Here is a 14,075-nt window from a genome sequence, read left to right on the forward strand (position 1 = left end):
GTTGATGAACGATAACAAAGAGCCGCAAGGCAATCCATGGATCAAGAGCGCCCTCATATTGGCGGGCGTGTTTCTTGCGCTGCTGATGTTCGTGACGGTGTTCGACAGCAAGGGCATGAGCAACAACGGCACCGCGATTGCCTATTCCGATTTCCGCGATCGGGTTTCCGCCGATGCGGTGAAGGAAGTGGCGATCGGTCCGGACCGGATCAGTGGCGTGCTCAAGAACGATCAGCGTTTCGTCACCTACGCCGTGCCGGACCCGCAGCTCACGGCGCTGCTGGACGAGCATAAGGTCAAATATAGCGGCCAGCCCGAAGAACAACCAAACTTCTGGATGATCCTGCTGTACCAGTCGCTGCCGTTCATCCTGATCCTCGGCATCGCCTTTTTCGTTCTGCGCCAGATGCAGAAGGGTGGCGGCGCCGGGGGCGCGATGGGCTTTGGCAAGTCCAAGGCCAAGCTGCTAACCGAGAAGCAGGGTCGGGTGACGTTCGACGACGTGGCCGGCATCGATGAAGCCCGCGAGGAGCTCCAGGAGATCGTCGAGTTCCTCAAGGACCCGAGCAAATTTGCGCGACTGGGCGGCAAGATCCCCAAGGGCGCGCTGCTGGTCGGCTCGCCGGGCACCGGCAAGACGCTGCTCGCCCGCGCGATCGCTGGCGAGGCGGGCGTGCCGTTCTTCACCATTTCCGGCTCTGACTTCGTCGAAATGTTTGTGGGCGTCGGCGCAAGCCGCGTGCGCGACATGTTCGAGCAGGCCAAGAAGAACGCACCCTGCATCGTCTTCATCGACGAGATCGACGCGGTCGGTCGCCATCGTGGCGCGGGCCTCGGCAATGGCAATGACGAGCGCGAGCAGACACTGAACCAGCTCCTTGTCGAGATGGATGGCTTTGAATCGAACGAAGGCATCATCATCATCGCCGCGACCAACCGGCCCGACGTGCTTGATCCGGCGTTGCTGCGCCCGGGTCGTTTCGACCGTCAGGTCGTCGTGCCGCGCCCGGATATCGAGGGTCGTATCAAGATCCTCGAAGTGCATATGGCCAAGGTGCCGCTGGCGCCCGACGTCGATGCGCGCACGATCGCGCGTGGTACGCCCGGCTTCTCCGGTGCCGACCTTGCCAATCTCGTCAACGAGGCTGCGCTGATGGCCGCGCGGCGTGGCAAGCGTCTCGTGGCCAGCGCCGAGTTCGAGGCGGCCAAGGACAAGGTGATGATGGGCTCCGAGCGGCGCTCGATGGTCATGACTGAGGACGAGAAGAAGATGACGGCCTATCATGAGGCCGGTCACGCCATCGTCGCGATTCACGAGCCGGCGTCCGATCCGATCCACAAGGCGACCATCATCCCGCGCGGCCGCGCGTTGGGCATGGTGATGCGTCTGCCGGAGCGGGATAGCTACAGCTATCACCGTGACAAGATGCACGCCAATCTGGCGGTCGCCATGGGCGGGCGTGTGGCTGAGGAAGTGATCTTCGGCCACGAGAAGGTGTCGTCCGGTGCCTCCGGCGATATCCAGTACGCCACGCGGCTCGCGCGCGACATGGTCACCCAGTGGGGCATGTCCGACGAGCTGGGGCCGCTGCAATATGAGGAGCCCCAGGGCGAGACCTTCCTCGGCTACTCGCAAAGCCAGCGCGTGCACATGTCCAATGAAACCGCGCAGAAGATCGACGCGGAGATCCGCAAGGTTGTCGAATCCGGTTATGATCGGGCCAAGACGGTGCTGAGCGATCATCTCGACCAGCTTCACCTGCTGGCCAATGCGCTGCTGGAGTTCGAAACGCTCTCGGGCGACGAGATCAAGACTCTGATCGACAAGGGCGAACTCGTGCGTCCGAGTGGTGAGAAGATCCGGCCCTCTCCGGTCCCGGTGACGGGCACGTCGATCCCCAAGACGGGCAAGCGCAAAGGCCCGATCAGCGATCCGACGCCGCAAAACGTCTGACCCGGTGAGGGTGGACACGAAAGACTGATTGTCGCCGCGAGCCCACGGGCTTTGCGGCGACATTCATTTCAGCAGGCGGCTATTACAAGAAGCGGCACGGGAGGACGGATGCCCATCTATATTGACGAAAGCGGCAGTCTTCCCGCGGGCGCCATGATCATGGCTGGGGTCGAGATCGAGGCGGATGCCGCCGACCGGTTGCTGGCTCGGTTTCGTGCGGTTGTGGGTTTGCGCGGTGAGCTCAAGGGCAGCCGGATCGGTCTGGTCGAACGCGCCTTCTTCTTCGAACTGCTCGACCGGTTCGATGCCCGAGCCAAGGTCTGCATCATCCGCGCCGACCCGCAAGACGCCGGCCGCCGTCCCGAAGACCTCGACGTCTATGTCGCTCTGCTCACGCAACTGGTGGACGAGTGGCGACCGGACGCGGAGGAGGATTGTCTGCAGGTCTTCATCGATGCGGGTCGCTATGACACGCTGGTGCTGGAATCCGTGCGGCACGACATTGCCAAAAGGCTCGCGCGATGCGGCAGCGCGCAGATGATCGACAGCCGGCGCTCGGCGGGGGTGCAGATCGCCGATGTCGTCGCCAACAGCTTCTACAACATCGCGATCCGGTCCGGCCGCTCCGCGCGGATCGAGACCATCGTCGAGCCCTTTCTTGCAGGCGGCGTGCTGCAAACCAGCGATTTGCGCCACAGGCCGGCACCCCGCGCGCCGCATCCGGTAGCGGCAAGGCACGATTGACGTCGAATTCAGTCCCTAGCCGCATAAAAAAAGGCGGCTTCGACTGTGCCGAAACCGCCTTTCGATCTAATGTCTGAGGGCTTAGCCGTCGTAATCGGCACCCAGGCTGTGCGAGCGCGGCGGCGTCGCAGCGGTGAGGCGCAGCGCCTCGGCAGAGCGTGCGATCGAGCCGATTTCGTCCGGCGTGTCGTCGTCGTCGATCTGCATCTTCTGCATCGAGCCGACGAGGTCGTGCTTGAGGTCGTCCGGCATGATCGTCTCTTCGGCGATCTCACGCAGAGCGACGACCGGGTTCTTGTCGCGATCCCGATCAACGGTCAGCTCGGCGCCACCGGAGATGGTCCGGGCGCGCTGCGCCGCCAGGAGAACGAGGTCGAACCGGTTGGGAACCTTGTCGATGCAATCTTCGACAGTAACGCGCGCCATGCTTGGCTCCTGAACAGATTAAGGAGAATGCGGGAAAGGCTGTCGGCTAACAGTCGAGGGAGCGAAAGTCAAGAAAATCGCAGGGGCGATGGGAGGCTCGCGGCGCTGCGATCATGGAAACAATAGCGCCTATCCGGCATTGAAGGATGTGGAATGCGCGCGTGATGGTTGGCAAGGCAGAGTGGTTGACGCATGAGGGGGGGCATGACAGGCAACGTCTCTACGTTGGCACCGCGCGTGCACGATGATCGCCTGCACGAGGTGGCCGGTAACAAGCTCAGGTTGCTGCCCGGCGGGCAGGATCGGCTCGATACGCTGCTCGATCTGATTGGCAACGCGCGCAAGACACTCGACCTCTATTTTTATATTTTCGCGTCGGACGACTGCAGCAGGCTGATCCGTGATGCTCTGGTCGAGGCCTGCAAGCGCGGCGCCGCCGTCACACTGATGATCGACGCGTTCGGATCGGCGCGGACGCCCGATGGGTTCTTCGATGCCTTCATCTGTGCTGGTGGGCGTTTCGCGCGGTTCGGTGCGCGTCGATCCATGCGCTACCTGATCCGCAATCATCAGAAGATCGTGATCTGCGACGGCCGCCGGGCGATGATCGGCGGGTTCAATTGCGAGAACAGCTACTTCGCCGGCCCCGAGGACGCGGATGGCTGGTGCGACCTCGGCCTCACGCTGGAAGGACCGCTCGTCGAAGATCTCGGCCGATGGTATGAGGGATTGGCGAAGTGGAGCCTGGAGAGCCGGCAGCGGTTCAGCCATCTGCGCCGGCTGGTCCGCACCTGGCAGCCCGGCGAAGGAAAGGCGCGCTGGCTGATCGGGGGACCGACGCGCTTTCTCAACAGCTGGGCCAAGTGTGTGAAGACGGATTTGCACCATGGCTGCACGCTCGATCTGGCGGCGGCCTATTTCTCCCCGAGCCCCGGCATCATGCGCCGCATGGCGGGCATCGCCCAGCGCGGGAGCGCCCGGCTCATCACCCCTGAGCGATCCGACAACACCACCACGGTCGGTGCTGCCCGCCACCTTTATCGGCGGCTGCTGCGGGCCGGGGTGCAAATCATGGAATATCAGCCGCAGAAGCTGCACATGAAGCTGATCGTCATTGATGACATCGTCTATGTGGGATCAGCCAATTTCGATATGCGCAGCCTCTTCATCAATCTTGAACTGATGCTGCGCATTGAGGATGCCGAATTTGCCCGCGCGGCCCGCGCGCTTGTCGACACCATGGCGAAGGACAGCACGGTCATCGACGGCCGCACTTATGCGGCACTCGCCAGTCCGTTCAGTCGGTTTCGATGGTGGATCGATTATCTTCTGGTCGGCGTGGCCGACTATACCGTCACGCGACGGCTAAACTTTCGGCGTCGCTGAGCGCGGCGCCCACGTCGTCACCCTTGCGCGCCCAGAAAAGGCGGGCAGGGGGGATGCACCGCCACACCATGCCCTGCGCCACATTCGCGAAATTGGCTTCAAGGCGCGAGAGCACGAAGCGCGAATATTGATAGACCAGAAACTGGCCGCCCGGACGGATCGCACGCGCCGTCGCGGCCGCGATGTCGTCGGCGACGGCGGGGGGCAGGGTGGAAAAGGGCAGGCCGGAGATGATGTAATCCGCCGCCTCGAAGCCCTCACGCGCGAGAATGGCTTCCACGTCGGCGGCCGATCCCTCCACGCAAACCAGCCTTGAGTCCGCAATATGCTGGCGCAGATGGCTCACGAACATGGGATTGGTGTCGATGGCGATCAGCCGAGCGTCCGGACCCAGTCTTTCCAGAATGCGCCGGGTGAACACGCCGGTTCCCGGCCCATATTCGACGACGCAACGCACATCCTGCCAGTCGACCGGATCCAGCAGGGCGTGAATGGCGATGTCGGACGTGGGGATCACCGATCCTACCATCCGTGGATGACGGATGAACTGTTGAAGGAACAAAAATTTGGGAGACATTGCCAACGTCGTTGCGGTCACTTTCCGGGCTTCCCTCTCTTTGACGTGACAAATTAATGCGCGACGCGCAAGGTCGTTTCTTAAGCCTTGAAGAATATTGCTAAAAATCTTCGGCCGACACCAATTCTTATCGCGCGCTTGTCTTAGGCTGTTGGGCCGCTCTGCTTGTCGCCCAGCTCCAGACCGTGCTTCATGAGCATGGGGACATTGGCCATGGCGAACAGCATCGAGGCAGCGGTGACGCCCCAGACCTTGACCAGCAGCCAGGTATCGAAATCGAGCGACATCCGCATCAGTTCATTCGCCACGCCGAGCGCCGCGAAGAAGAAGCCCCAGTTGCGCGAGAGCTTGAGCCAGCCCGTTTCATCCAGCCCGCTATAAGCCGACTGCAGCAGGTAGCGCAGCAACGGACGCCCACCCATCCAGCCACCGATCAGCATCAGCGCAAAGAAGCCGTAAATGATCGTCGGCTTGAGCTGAATGAAGGCCGGATCATGGAAATACAGGGTCAGCGCGCCAAAAAACAGCACTAGGATCGCCGAGAGCCAGAGCATCGGCGACACCTTGCCCAGCCGCCATTTGCTGACCACCACGGCCACCGCAATTGCGGCCATGAAGGCGGCGGTGCCGGCAAACATGCCGATGAACTTGGTGGCGAGGAAGAAGACGAGCAACGGCCCGAAATCAAGCGCCATCGGCAGCCAGCTTTCGCCCTTGGGGCCGGGCGCGATCGGCGCGGAATCGATGGTCGCATCGATGCGGGGCGGGGCTTTGTCGTCAGCGTGCATAAGCCGCTCCTGCAATGGCGTGGGCGAGTTCGCCGGGGTCAAAGGGGCGCAGATCGTCGATCTTCTCGCCTACGCCGATGGCATGAATGGGTAGGCCGAATTTCTCGGCCGCTGCAACCAGAACGCCGCCCCGCGCCGTGCCATCCAGCTTGGTCATCACCAGCCCAGTGACATTGGCGACATTCTGGAAAATCTCGATCTGCGACAGCGCATTCTGGCCGGTTGTTGCGTCAAGGACGAGCACGACATCGTGCGGCGCGGCGGGATTGAGGCGTCCCAGCACGCGGCGGATCTTGGCCAGCTCGTCCATCAACTCCGTGCGGTTCTGCAACCGCCCGGCGGTATCGACGATAAGGATGTCCGTGCCCTGCGCGGTCGCCTGCTTGACCGCGTCGAACACCACGCCTGCCGCATCGCCGCCTTCCGGCCCGGTGACGATGGGCACGCCCAACCGCTCGGCCCAGATGCGCAACTGGCCGATGGCCGCGGCGCGGAAGGTGTCGCCGGCCGCCAGCATCACGCTGTAGTCCTGCTCCTGGAACAGATGCGCAAGCTTGGCGATGGTCGTCGTCTTGCCCGAGCCGTTGACCCCGATGACGAGGATGACCTGCGGGCGCGGGAAAGCCTCAATCTCGATCGGCTTGGCTACCGGGGTCAGCACCTTCTCGATTTCCTCGGCGAGGATCTCGCGCAGATATTCCTCGGTCAGCTCCTTGTTGAAGCGCCCCTCGGCTAGCCGGTCACGGATGCGCGCGGCCATCGCCGGGCCAAGATCGGTCGTGTAGAGCGCTTCCTCCAGCTCATCGAGCGTCTGCTCATCCAGCGCCGCCTTGGCAAAGACGCCGGAAATGCTCTCACCGAGCCGGTCGGAAGTGCGTTTGAAGCCGCCGAAAAGGCGATCGCGCCAGGAAAGTTCAGCCATGCTCGGCTCCATGCGCGATGAGCGTGTTTCCCTCAAGCCCCGTGATGCGGGCGCGGACAATCTCGCCAGGCTTTTGTGGGGTGGCAAAGCGGACCGGCGCGAAGCTCTCGCCATGGCCCATGAGGCCGCTGGTCTCGATCAGCACGCTCTGGGTGGAGCCGACGAGGGTGCGAAGCCATACCGTCCGTTCGGCGTCACAGGCGGCCCGAAGCCGCGCGGCGCGCTCGCGGATTACGGCCCGGTCGACCTGGGGCATCCGCGCTGCCGGGGTGGCGTCACGCGGAGAATAAGGGAAAATATGGCCATGAACGATGCGGAAATCACGAACCAGCGCGAGACTGTTCTCGAACATCGCATCGTCTTCGGTCGGGAAACCGGCAATGATGTCCGCCCCGATGGCGATCTCCGGGCGTCGCGCATGCAGGCGCTCGACCAGCGCGACGGCCTGGGCACGGCTGTGCCGGCGCTTCATCCGCTTGAGAATCATGTCGTCGCCCGCCTGCAGCGAAAGATGGACATGAGGCATGAGCCGCGGTTCGCCCGTGACGAGCTCGAACAGCCGGTCGTCGATCTCGATGCCGTCGAGCGAGGAGAGGCGCAGGCGGGGCAGGTCAGGCACATGCCGCAGGATGCGCTCGACCAGCAGCCCGAGACTGGGCGTGCCGGGCAGGTCCGGGCCATAGCTCGTCACGTCGACGCCGGTGAGCACGATTTCCTGTACGCCCTCATCCACCAGCGCGCGGACCTGATCCACGACGGCGCCGGCGGGCACCGACCGGCTCGGTCCACGGCCGAAGGGGATGATGCAGAAGGTGCAGCGATGATCGCAGCCATTCTGCACCACCACGAAGGCGCGGACCCGCTCGGCAAAGGCGGCCAGCAGGTGCGGCGCCTGATGTTCGAGGGTCATGATATCGGCGACGCGGACCCGCTCGGGCGACGGAATCTCTCCTTCGTTCGATACGAACGGAGAGGTCTGGAGATGCGCCGCAAAGGCTGCTTTCTCGCCATTGCCGATGACGGCAGTCACCTCCGGCATAGCAGCGAACATTCCGGGGTCGGTCTGCGCCGCGCAGCCTGTGACCACGATGCGCGCCTCCGGCCGGGCACGATGAGCGCGGCGAATGGCCTGACGGGTCTGGCGGACGGCCTCGCCGGTGACCGCGCAGCTGTTCACCACGACAAGATCGTCCCGCCCGCCCAGCTGCTGGCGGATGGCCTCACTCTCGGCGATGTTGAGCCGGCAGCCGAGCGTGATGACCTCGGGGCCGGTCATGCGGCGGGTGCGAACTCTGCCGGATCGAGCGTGCCGTCGAACACATGGGCAGCCGGGCCGGTCATGCTGATATGGCCGCCCGGCGCCCAATCGATGAGAAGATCGCCGCCCGGCAGGCTGACCCGCACCGGCCCTTGCGCGATCCGCCGGCGAAGCGCGCTGACTGCCGTCGCGCAGGCGCCGGTCCCGCAGGCCTGGGTGAAGCCAGCTCCGCGTTCCCAGACCACCAACCGAATATGGTCGGGCGCGAGCATCTGCGCGAAATTCACGTTCACGCGGGTTGGGAACAGCGGATCATGCTCGATCAGCGGCCCGAGGCGCGCCATGTCCACATCATCCAGCGCATCGACGAAGAACACCACATGCGGGTTGCCAATGCTCACCGCGGACGGCGCCGGCAGATCGTCCCAGCTCACCGGCATGGTGAGCGTGTCCATGGCATAAGCCAGCGGCACCTGCTCCCAATCCGTCCGCGCCTCGCCCATATCGACGCTGACCAGATCGCCCTGGCGATGCGCCTCCAGCAGCCCGGCGTTGGTCTCGATGGTCACGTCCCGCCTCACGAACAGCGGCACGCAGCGGGTGGCATTGCCGCACGCATCGACCTCGCTGCCATCCTGGTTGAAGATGCGCATGGAGACATCGGCGCGCTCGGAGGCGCCGACGACGATCAGCTGATCGCATCCCACCCCGGTCCGACGGTCGGCAATGGCCCGTGCCAGCTGCTCGGTCATGACGACCGGTCGCTCGCGGGCATCGATGACCACGAAGTCATTTCCGAGACCATGCATCTTGGCGAAGGAGAGAAGGGCGGGGTTGGCAGACATGCGGCGCATTTAGGCGCGCGAGGCGGCGAAGTCCATGTTTCGCGGAAAAATGCAGCCGCGCGGGGTTGTCACTGCGGCCCTCAACGCCCATTCTCTATCGAAGCTGATGAGATGGAGGAGGCATGATGAGACGATTGACCCTGGTGGCGGCACTGGCGCTTCTTTCTGCCTGCGGCCAATCCGGGTCAAATCTCTCGGAGGACGTCTCGAACAGCCTCAACGTGCTGGAAGGCGATGTCGGATCGCAAGCCCAGGCAGCCAATGCGATGAACAGCGCCGGCAATAGCGCGGGGAACAGCTCAGAACCCGGCAAAGTGCTCGTCGGCGGCCTGCCTTTGCGGCTGGGCTATTATGTTTCCAACGAAACGGCCTGTGAGTCAGCCTCCAAAGCCACGGTCACGCTGATCGGCCGGAATGGCTATAGCGGCGCGCGCTACAGTTGCACCTTCGGCACCATCGAGAAAACCGGCGCCACCACCTATCGGGTGACCGAGACATGCCGGGAAGGCGATGCCATCGCGAACCGGCAGGAGGTGCGCACCAGCACCCGGACCTATGACGTGACCGATGCGGAAAATTACGCCGCCCAATCGGACAGCGGCTGGGCCAACAAGGCGCGTTACTGCCCGCAGAGCAGCCTGCCTGCACCGTGGAAAGACGAGGATGTGCGCGCGCTGACCGGCGCACCGCCACCAGAAAAGCCCTGACGCTTCAACGGCGGGTCACAAGTACCCGCCACAAGATTGCGCTTTTGCCTCTGCGGCCCTTTTGCGGTATCCGGCCCGCAGTTCCCCTCATTCAACCGCTGGAGAAGCCCCTGTGGGATATCGTGTCGTCGTCGTAGGCGCCACCGGCAACGTCGGTCGCGAAATGCTCAACATCCTTGCCGAGCGGGAGTTTCCCATCGACGAGATCGCGGCCGTCGCCAGCGCGCGGTCGACTGGCGACGAGATCGAGTTCGGTGAGACCGGCAAGATGCTCAAGGTCAAGAATATCGAGCATTTCGATTTCAAGGGCTGGGACATGGCCCTGTTCGCCGCCGGCTCCGGACCGACCAAGGAATATGCGCCCAAGGCCGCCGCTGCTGGCTGCGTGGTGATCGACAACAGCTCGCTCTACCGGATGGACCCCGATGTGCCGCTTATCGTGCCGGAGGTGAATCCCGAGGCCATCGAAGGCTATCGGCGCAAGAACATCATCGCCAACCCCAATTGCTCGACCGCGCAGCTCGTCGTGGCGCTCAAGCCACTGCACGATGCCGCCAAGATCAAGCGGGTGGTCGTGGCGACCTATCAGTCCGTGTCCGGGGCCGGCAAGGAGGGGATGGACGAGCTGTTCGAGCAGAGCCGTAACATCTTCGTCGGCGATTCCGCTGAACCCAAGAAGTTCACCAAGCAGATCGCCTTCAACGTCATTCCCCACATCGACGTGTTTCTCGACGATGGCTCCACAAAGGAAGAGTGGAAGATGGTCGTCGAGACCAAGAAGATCCTCGATCCCAAGATCAAGGTCACCGCGACCTGCGTGCGGGTGCCGGTGTTCGTCGGCCACAGCGAGGCCGTGAACATCGAGTTCGAGGACGAGATCAGCGCGAAGGAAGCGCAGAAGATCCTGCGCGAGGCGCCGGGCGTGATGATCGTCGACAAGCATGAGGACGGCGGATACGTCACCCCGGTCGAGTGCGTGGGCGATTACGCGACCTTCGTCAGCCGCGTACGCGAGGATTCGACCGTCGAGAACGGCCTGTCGCTCTGGTGCGTCTCGGATAATCTGCGCAAGGGCGCAGCGCTGAATGCGGTGCAGATCGCCGAACTGCTCGGCCGCAAGCACCTGCAGAAGGGCTGAGCCTTATACCTGTCAACGCCCGGCGGCGACTGTCCGCCGGGCCTGGCGCCCACTCACTCGCTGATTGGCGGCGGCGGGGGCGATCCTGGCCCTCGTTTGGGCTTGCGCAGGAAGAAGGCGGCCGGGATGATCAGCGTGCTGACGATGGCCATGGCGTAGAAATCGTCGAGGAAGGCGATCATCGTCGCCTGCTGGTTCACGATCCCATCGATTGTCGCGAGCACGGTCGTGCCGAAGCTGCCGAAGCGCTGCAACTCGCTCGGGTCCACCGGCAGATGGGCAGATGAGATATGCTGCGTGAGATCGGCATGGCTGACCTGGCTGTTGCGCGCCAGCAGCGCCATCACCACCGCGATGCCGATGGACGAGCCGATGTTCCGGGTAAGGTTGAGCACTGCGGCGCCCTCGGTGCGGGCGCCGGGTGGCAGGGTGCCGAAGGCGAGCATCTGCAGGGGCACGAATACGATGCCGATACCGGCCCCCTGAACGACGCCGGTGACCACGAACGGCACCCAATTCTGCTCCAGTGACCAGCCGGTCATCATCCACAAAGAACTGGCCGTGACCGAGAAGCCGCCGGCAATCAGCACGCGCGGATCGATGAGGCTGGTGAGGCGGCTGGAAAGGGCCATGGCGACCAGCAGACCAGCACCGCGCGTCGCCAGAATCCAGCCGGTGTCGACCACTGAATAGCCATAGAGGCCCTGGAGCAGCGGCGGGAGCAGCGCCATGGCGGCGAACATCACCAGACCGATGATGAACATGAACGCAGCGGCGCTCAGGAAATTGCGATCTGCGAAAAGGGCAGGGGCGAAGAGCGGCTTGCGGGCGGTGAGGGTGTGGACCGCGAACATCCACAGGCCGCTAACGGCCAGAGCGGCCTCGACCCAGATCTCCGTCGAGGAGAACCAGTCGGCATGTTGCCCGCGATCGAGCATGAGCTGGAGGCTCGCCAGACCCAAGGCGATCAGCGCGAAACCGAACAGGTCGAAGTTCCGCCGCTGGAGCGGCTTCTCGGGGAGAAGGGCGTAAAGTCCGACCAGGCAGACGATGCCGAAGGGGACGTTGACGAAGAAGCACCAGCGCCAGTCGATCCACTCGGTCAGCCAGCCGCCGACGACCGGCCCCATGATCGGGCCGATCATGACGCCCATGCCATAGACGGACATCGCCTTGGCGTGCTGGGACGGGCGATTGATGTCGAGCATCAGGCTCTGCGCCAGCGGGCCGACAAAGGCGCCGCCGACACCCTGCAGGGCACGGAACAGCACCATCTCCGTCAGGCTCTGCGCAATTCCGCAGAGCACGGAGGCCACCACGAAAACGAACACGGAAATCAGCAGCAGGCGCCGCGTCCCGATCCGGTCCGCAAGCCAGCCGGTGATGGGAATGGCGATGGCGGCGGCGAGGATATAGCTGGTGAGTACCCAGCTTATTGTCTCGTCACTGGCACCGAGCGAGGCGCGCATGTGCGGCAGCGCCACGTTGGTGATCGTCGTATCGAGCACCTGCATGATCATGGCCGACATGATCGCCATGGTCAGCAGCGCCTTGTGGCGCACCTGCAGTTGCGGAAGATCCGACGCGGGAGCCATGATGCCGGTTTGCGTCAGCGGGCGGAGGCGACTGCGGCGCCGGCTTTGGTCGCGTGAATGTCCACCGTCACCTTCGCGCTCAGGCCAGCGATCATCGGCCGCTCCGGATGGCCGTCGATAGCGATGCGCACCGGCACGCGCTGCGTCACTTTCACCCAGTTGCCATTGGCATTCTGGGCCGGGAGCACCGAGAATTCAGAGCCGGTGCCCGCGCCAATGCTATCGACATGGCCACGGATATGCGATCCGGGATAGGCATCGATCTTGATATCGGCGCTCTGGCCCGGGCGCATCCTGTCGAGATCGGTTTCCTTGAAATTCGCGGTCACCCAGATCCGGTCGCTGGCGACGATGCTGACCAGTGGCAGACCTTGCACCGCCATCTGACCGACTTGCAGGCGACTGGCCTGGCTGATCCGGCCGGAGACGGGGGCATGGACCACAGTGCGATCGAGGTTGAGAGCGGCCTGATCGCGCTGGGCTTGCGCCGCGGCGATTTCAGGATTGACGCCCGGCACCTGCGCGCCATTGGCGAGCGCCGCCTTGGCCTTGGCGGCATCGGCCTCCGCCGTGCGCAGCCGCGTGCGGGCATTGTCGAGCGCCTGCTGGGATTGCTGGAGACGGGCGCGGGTGGTGAACCCGTCCTTCATCAGCGCCTGCTGCCGGTCGAGATCCTGCTGGGCGTAATAGACGTCCTCACGCGCCCCGGTGATGTCGACGTTCGTTGCCTGAAAATCCGTGCGGAGACGGCCGACTGCGACCTGCGCGTTGGCGATCTGTGCGTTGGCCTGCTGGAGGGCGACCTTGTAGGGCTGCTGGTCGACCACGAACAGCACGTCGCCGGCCTTCACCATCTGGTTCTCGCGAACCTTCACCTCGATGATCCGCCCTGCGACATCACTGCCGACCGCTACGATGTCCTGCTTCACATAGGCATTGTCGGTCGACACGGTACGCCCGCTCGTCGCCCAGAACCACGCGCCCACCGCCAGAATGATCAACGGTACCGAAATCATGAGCAGGCGGTTGCGCAAACGCTTGCCGCGCGGCTCCGCTGCGGCTGATTCATCGGGTGCGGCCACGGTCTCGGCAGGCGCAGGCGCCTGAGCGGTCGGACGCAGGGCAGGATCGGCTTCAGACATGGACTGCCGCCTCCTTTGCGGCCTCGTCAGTGGCAGGCTGGCTATCACCGGAAAGATTGTCGCGGATGCGGCAGAGCACGGAAAGCACGGTTTCCTGCTCCTCCGCTGAAATGCCGGCGAGCGATTCATTCAGAACCCGCTGGCCGATCTGCTGCAATTCGGCGGCGAGCGGCTTGGCCGCCTCGGTCAGGAACAGCTGCCAGGCGCGGCGATCCTGCGGATCACGGCGGCGCTCGACCATGTCGGCCTGCTCGAGACGGTCCACCATGCGGCAGGTCGTGATCGGCTCGACATCCAGCCGCTCGGCAAGCGCGCCTTGGTTGATGCCGGGAAAGCGCATGATCTGCGCGAGCGCGCGCATCTGCGGCCCGGTAATGCCAAGGCTGCGGGTGCGCTCGTCAAACCTGCGACGATACAGGCGCCCGAGGTCGCCGATTGCAAAGGCGAGATGATTGCCGTCCATGATGCCGGCGCATTTAGTAAGCCGGCTTATTAAAAGCAAGTCCAGACTCTGTACCCCGCCGACGGGACGGCGCGCTCATTTCCCGCGTATTCGCCTTGCCTTCGGTGGGCGATCTCGCCCACAATCAGGC

Annotated in this window: 14 protein-coding genes; 5 read left to right on the forward strand and 9 right to left on the reverse strand. The window is 63.9% G+C overall.

The window, feature by feature from the left end:
• The first annotated feature begins 4 nt into the window (after positions 1-4).
• A complete protein-coding gene (ftsH, locus tag M2333_RS04790; RefSeq protein ID WP_181559746.1) occupies positions 5-1,954 on the forward strand; it encodes an ATP-dependent zinc metalloprotease FtsH in 1,950 nt (649 codons plus the stop codon).
• Positions 1,955-2,062: 108 nt separating this feature from the next.
• Positions 2,063-2,698: a DUF3800 domain-containing protein gene (locus M2333_RS04795; RefSeq protein WP_264611016.1), complete on the forward strand. Its 636-nt coding sequence runs from the start codon at positions 2,063-2,065 to the stop codon at positions 2,696-2,698.
• An 81-nt stretch (positions 2,699-2,779) separates the two neighbouring features.
• Here the strand turns inward: M2333_RS04795 and rpoZ are convergent, their stop codons facing one another.
• The gene (rpoZ, locus tag M2333_RS04800; RefSeq protein ID WP_181559744.1) at positions 2,780-3,124 is read right to left on the reverse strand and encodes a DNA-directed RNA polymerase subunit omega; all 345 of its coding nucleotides are present in this window, start codon (positions 3,122-3,124) and stop codon (positions 2,780-2,782) included.
• 204 nt (positions 3,125-3,328) lie between these two features.
• Between rpoZ and M2333_RS04805 the strand changes: the two genes are divergently transcribed.
• Positions 3,329-4,510, forward strand: coding sequence for a phospholipase D-like domain-containing protein (locus tag M2333_RS04805; RefSeq protein WP_264611017.1), 1,182 nt, complete (start codon positions 3,329-3,331; stop codon positions 4,508-4,510).
• Here the strand turns inward: M2333_RS04805 and M2333_RS04810 are convergent.
• The 5 genes from M2333_RS04810 to dapF form a co-directional block, all read right to left on the reverse strand.
• Positions 4,479-5,027: a class I SAM-dependent methyltransferase gene (locus M2333_RS04810; RefSeq protein ID WP_264611018.1), complete on the reverse strand. Its 549-nt coding sequence runs from the start codon at positions 5,025-5,027 to the stop codon at positions 4,479-4,481. The genes M2333_RS04805 and M2333_RS04810 overlap by 32 nt on opposite strands.
• 203 nt (positions 5,028-5,230) lie before the next feature.
• Positions 5,231-5,875, reverse strand: coding sequence for an inner membrane-spanning protein YciB (locus M2333_RS04815; RefSeq protein WP_413716476.1), 645 nt, complete (start codon positions 5,873-5,875; stop codon positions 5,231-5,233).
• Positions 5,865-6,797, reverse strand: a complete 933-nt coding sequence (ftsY, locus tag M2333_RS04820) for a signal recognition particle-docking protein FtsY (RefSeq protein ID WP_264572890.1) — start codon at positions 6,795-6,797, stop codon at positions 5,865-5,867. The genes M2333_RS04815 and ftsY overlap by 11 nt, the downstream gene beginning before the upstream one ends.
• Positions 6,790-8,073, reverse strand: a complete 1,284-nt coding sequence (gene mtaB / locus M2333_RS04825) for a tRNA (N(6)-L-threonylcarbamoyladenosine(37)-C(2))-methylthiotransferase MtaB (protein WP_264611019.1) — start codon at positions 8,071-8,073, stop codon at positions 6,790-6,792. Before mtaB ends, ftsY begins: the two co-directional genes overlap by 8 nt.
• Positions 8,070-8,900 (reverse strand): diaminopimelate epimerase, encoded by an 831-nt coding sequence (dapF, locus tag M2333_RS04830; RefSeq protein ID WP_264611020.1) that lies wholly within the window; start codon positions 8,898-8,900, stop codon positions 8,070-8,072. The genes mtaB and dapF overlap by 4 nt, the downstream gene beginning before the upstream one ends.
• A 125-nt stretch (positions 8,901-9,025) precedes the next feature.
• Between dapF and M2333_RS04835 the strand changes: the two genes are divergently transcribed.
• Positions 9,026-9,607 carry a hypothetical protein gene (locus M2333_RS04835; RefSeq protein ID WP_264611021.1) on the forward strand — a complete coding sequence of 194 codons (582 nt, stop codon included), beginning with the start codon at positions 9,026-9,028 and terminating at the stop codon, positions 9,605-9,607.
• A gap of 112 nt (positions 9,608-9,719) precedes the next feature.
• Positions 9,720-10,745 carry an aspartate-semialdehyde dehydrogenase gene (locus M2333_RS04840; protein ID WP_264611022.1) on the forward strand — a complete coding sequence of 342 codons (1,026 nt, stop codon included), beginning with the start codon at positions 9,720-9,722 and terminating at the stop codon, positions 10,743-10,745.
• 53 nt (positions 10,746-10,798) lie between these two features.
• On the opposite strand, the gene M2333_RS04845 is transcribed toward M2333_RS04840, so the two are convergent.
• Genes M2333_RS04845 through M2333_RS04855 form a run of 3 tightly spaced genes read right to left on the reverse strand, consistent with a single transcriptional unit; the run spans position 10,799 to position 13,945 of the window.
• Entirely contained in the window at positions 10,799-12,340 is a 1,542-nt protein-coding gene (locus tag M2333_RS04845; RefSeq protein ID WP_264585098.1) for a DHA2 family efflux MFS transporter permease subunit, read from the reverse strand.
• A 14-nt stretch (positions 12,341-12,354) separates the two neighbouring features.
• Entirely contained in the window at positions 12,355-13,482 is a 1,128-nt protein-coding gene (locus M2333_RS04850) for an HlyD family secretion protein (RefSeq protein ID WP_181559733.1), read from the reverse strand.
• A complete protein-coding gene (locus M2333_RS04855) occupies positions 13,475-13,945 on the reverse strand; it encodes a MarR family winged helix-turn-helix transcriptional regulator (protein ID WP_264570360.1) in 471 nt (156 codons plus the stop codon). Before M2333_RS04855 ends, M2333_RS04850 begins: the two co-directional genes overlap by 8 nt.
• Between the last annotated feature and the right edge of the window lie 130 nt (positions 13,946-14,075).

This window comes from Sphingobium sp. B11D3B (genome assembly GCF_025961735.1).
GTDB lineage: Bacteria > Pseudomonadota > Alphaproteobacteria > Sphingomonadales > Sphingomonadaceae > Sphingobium.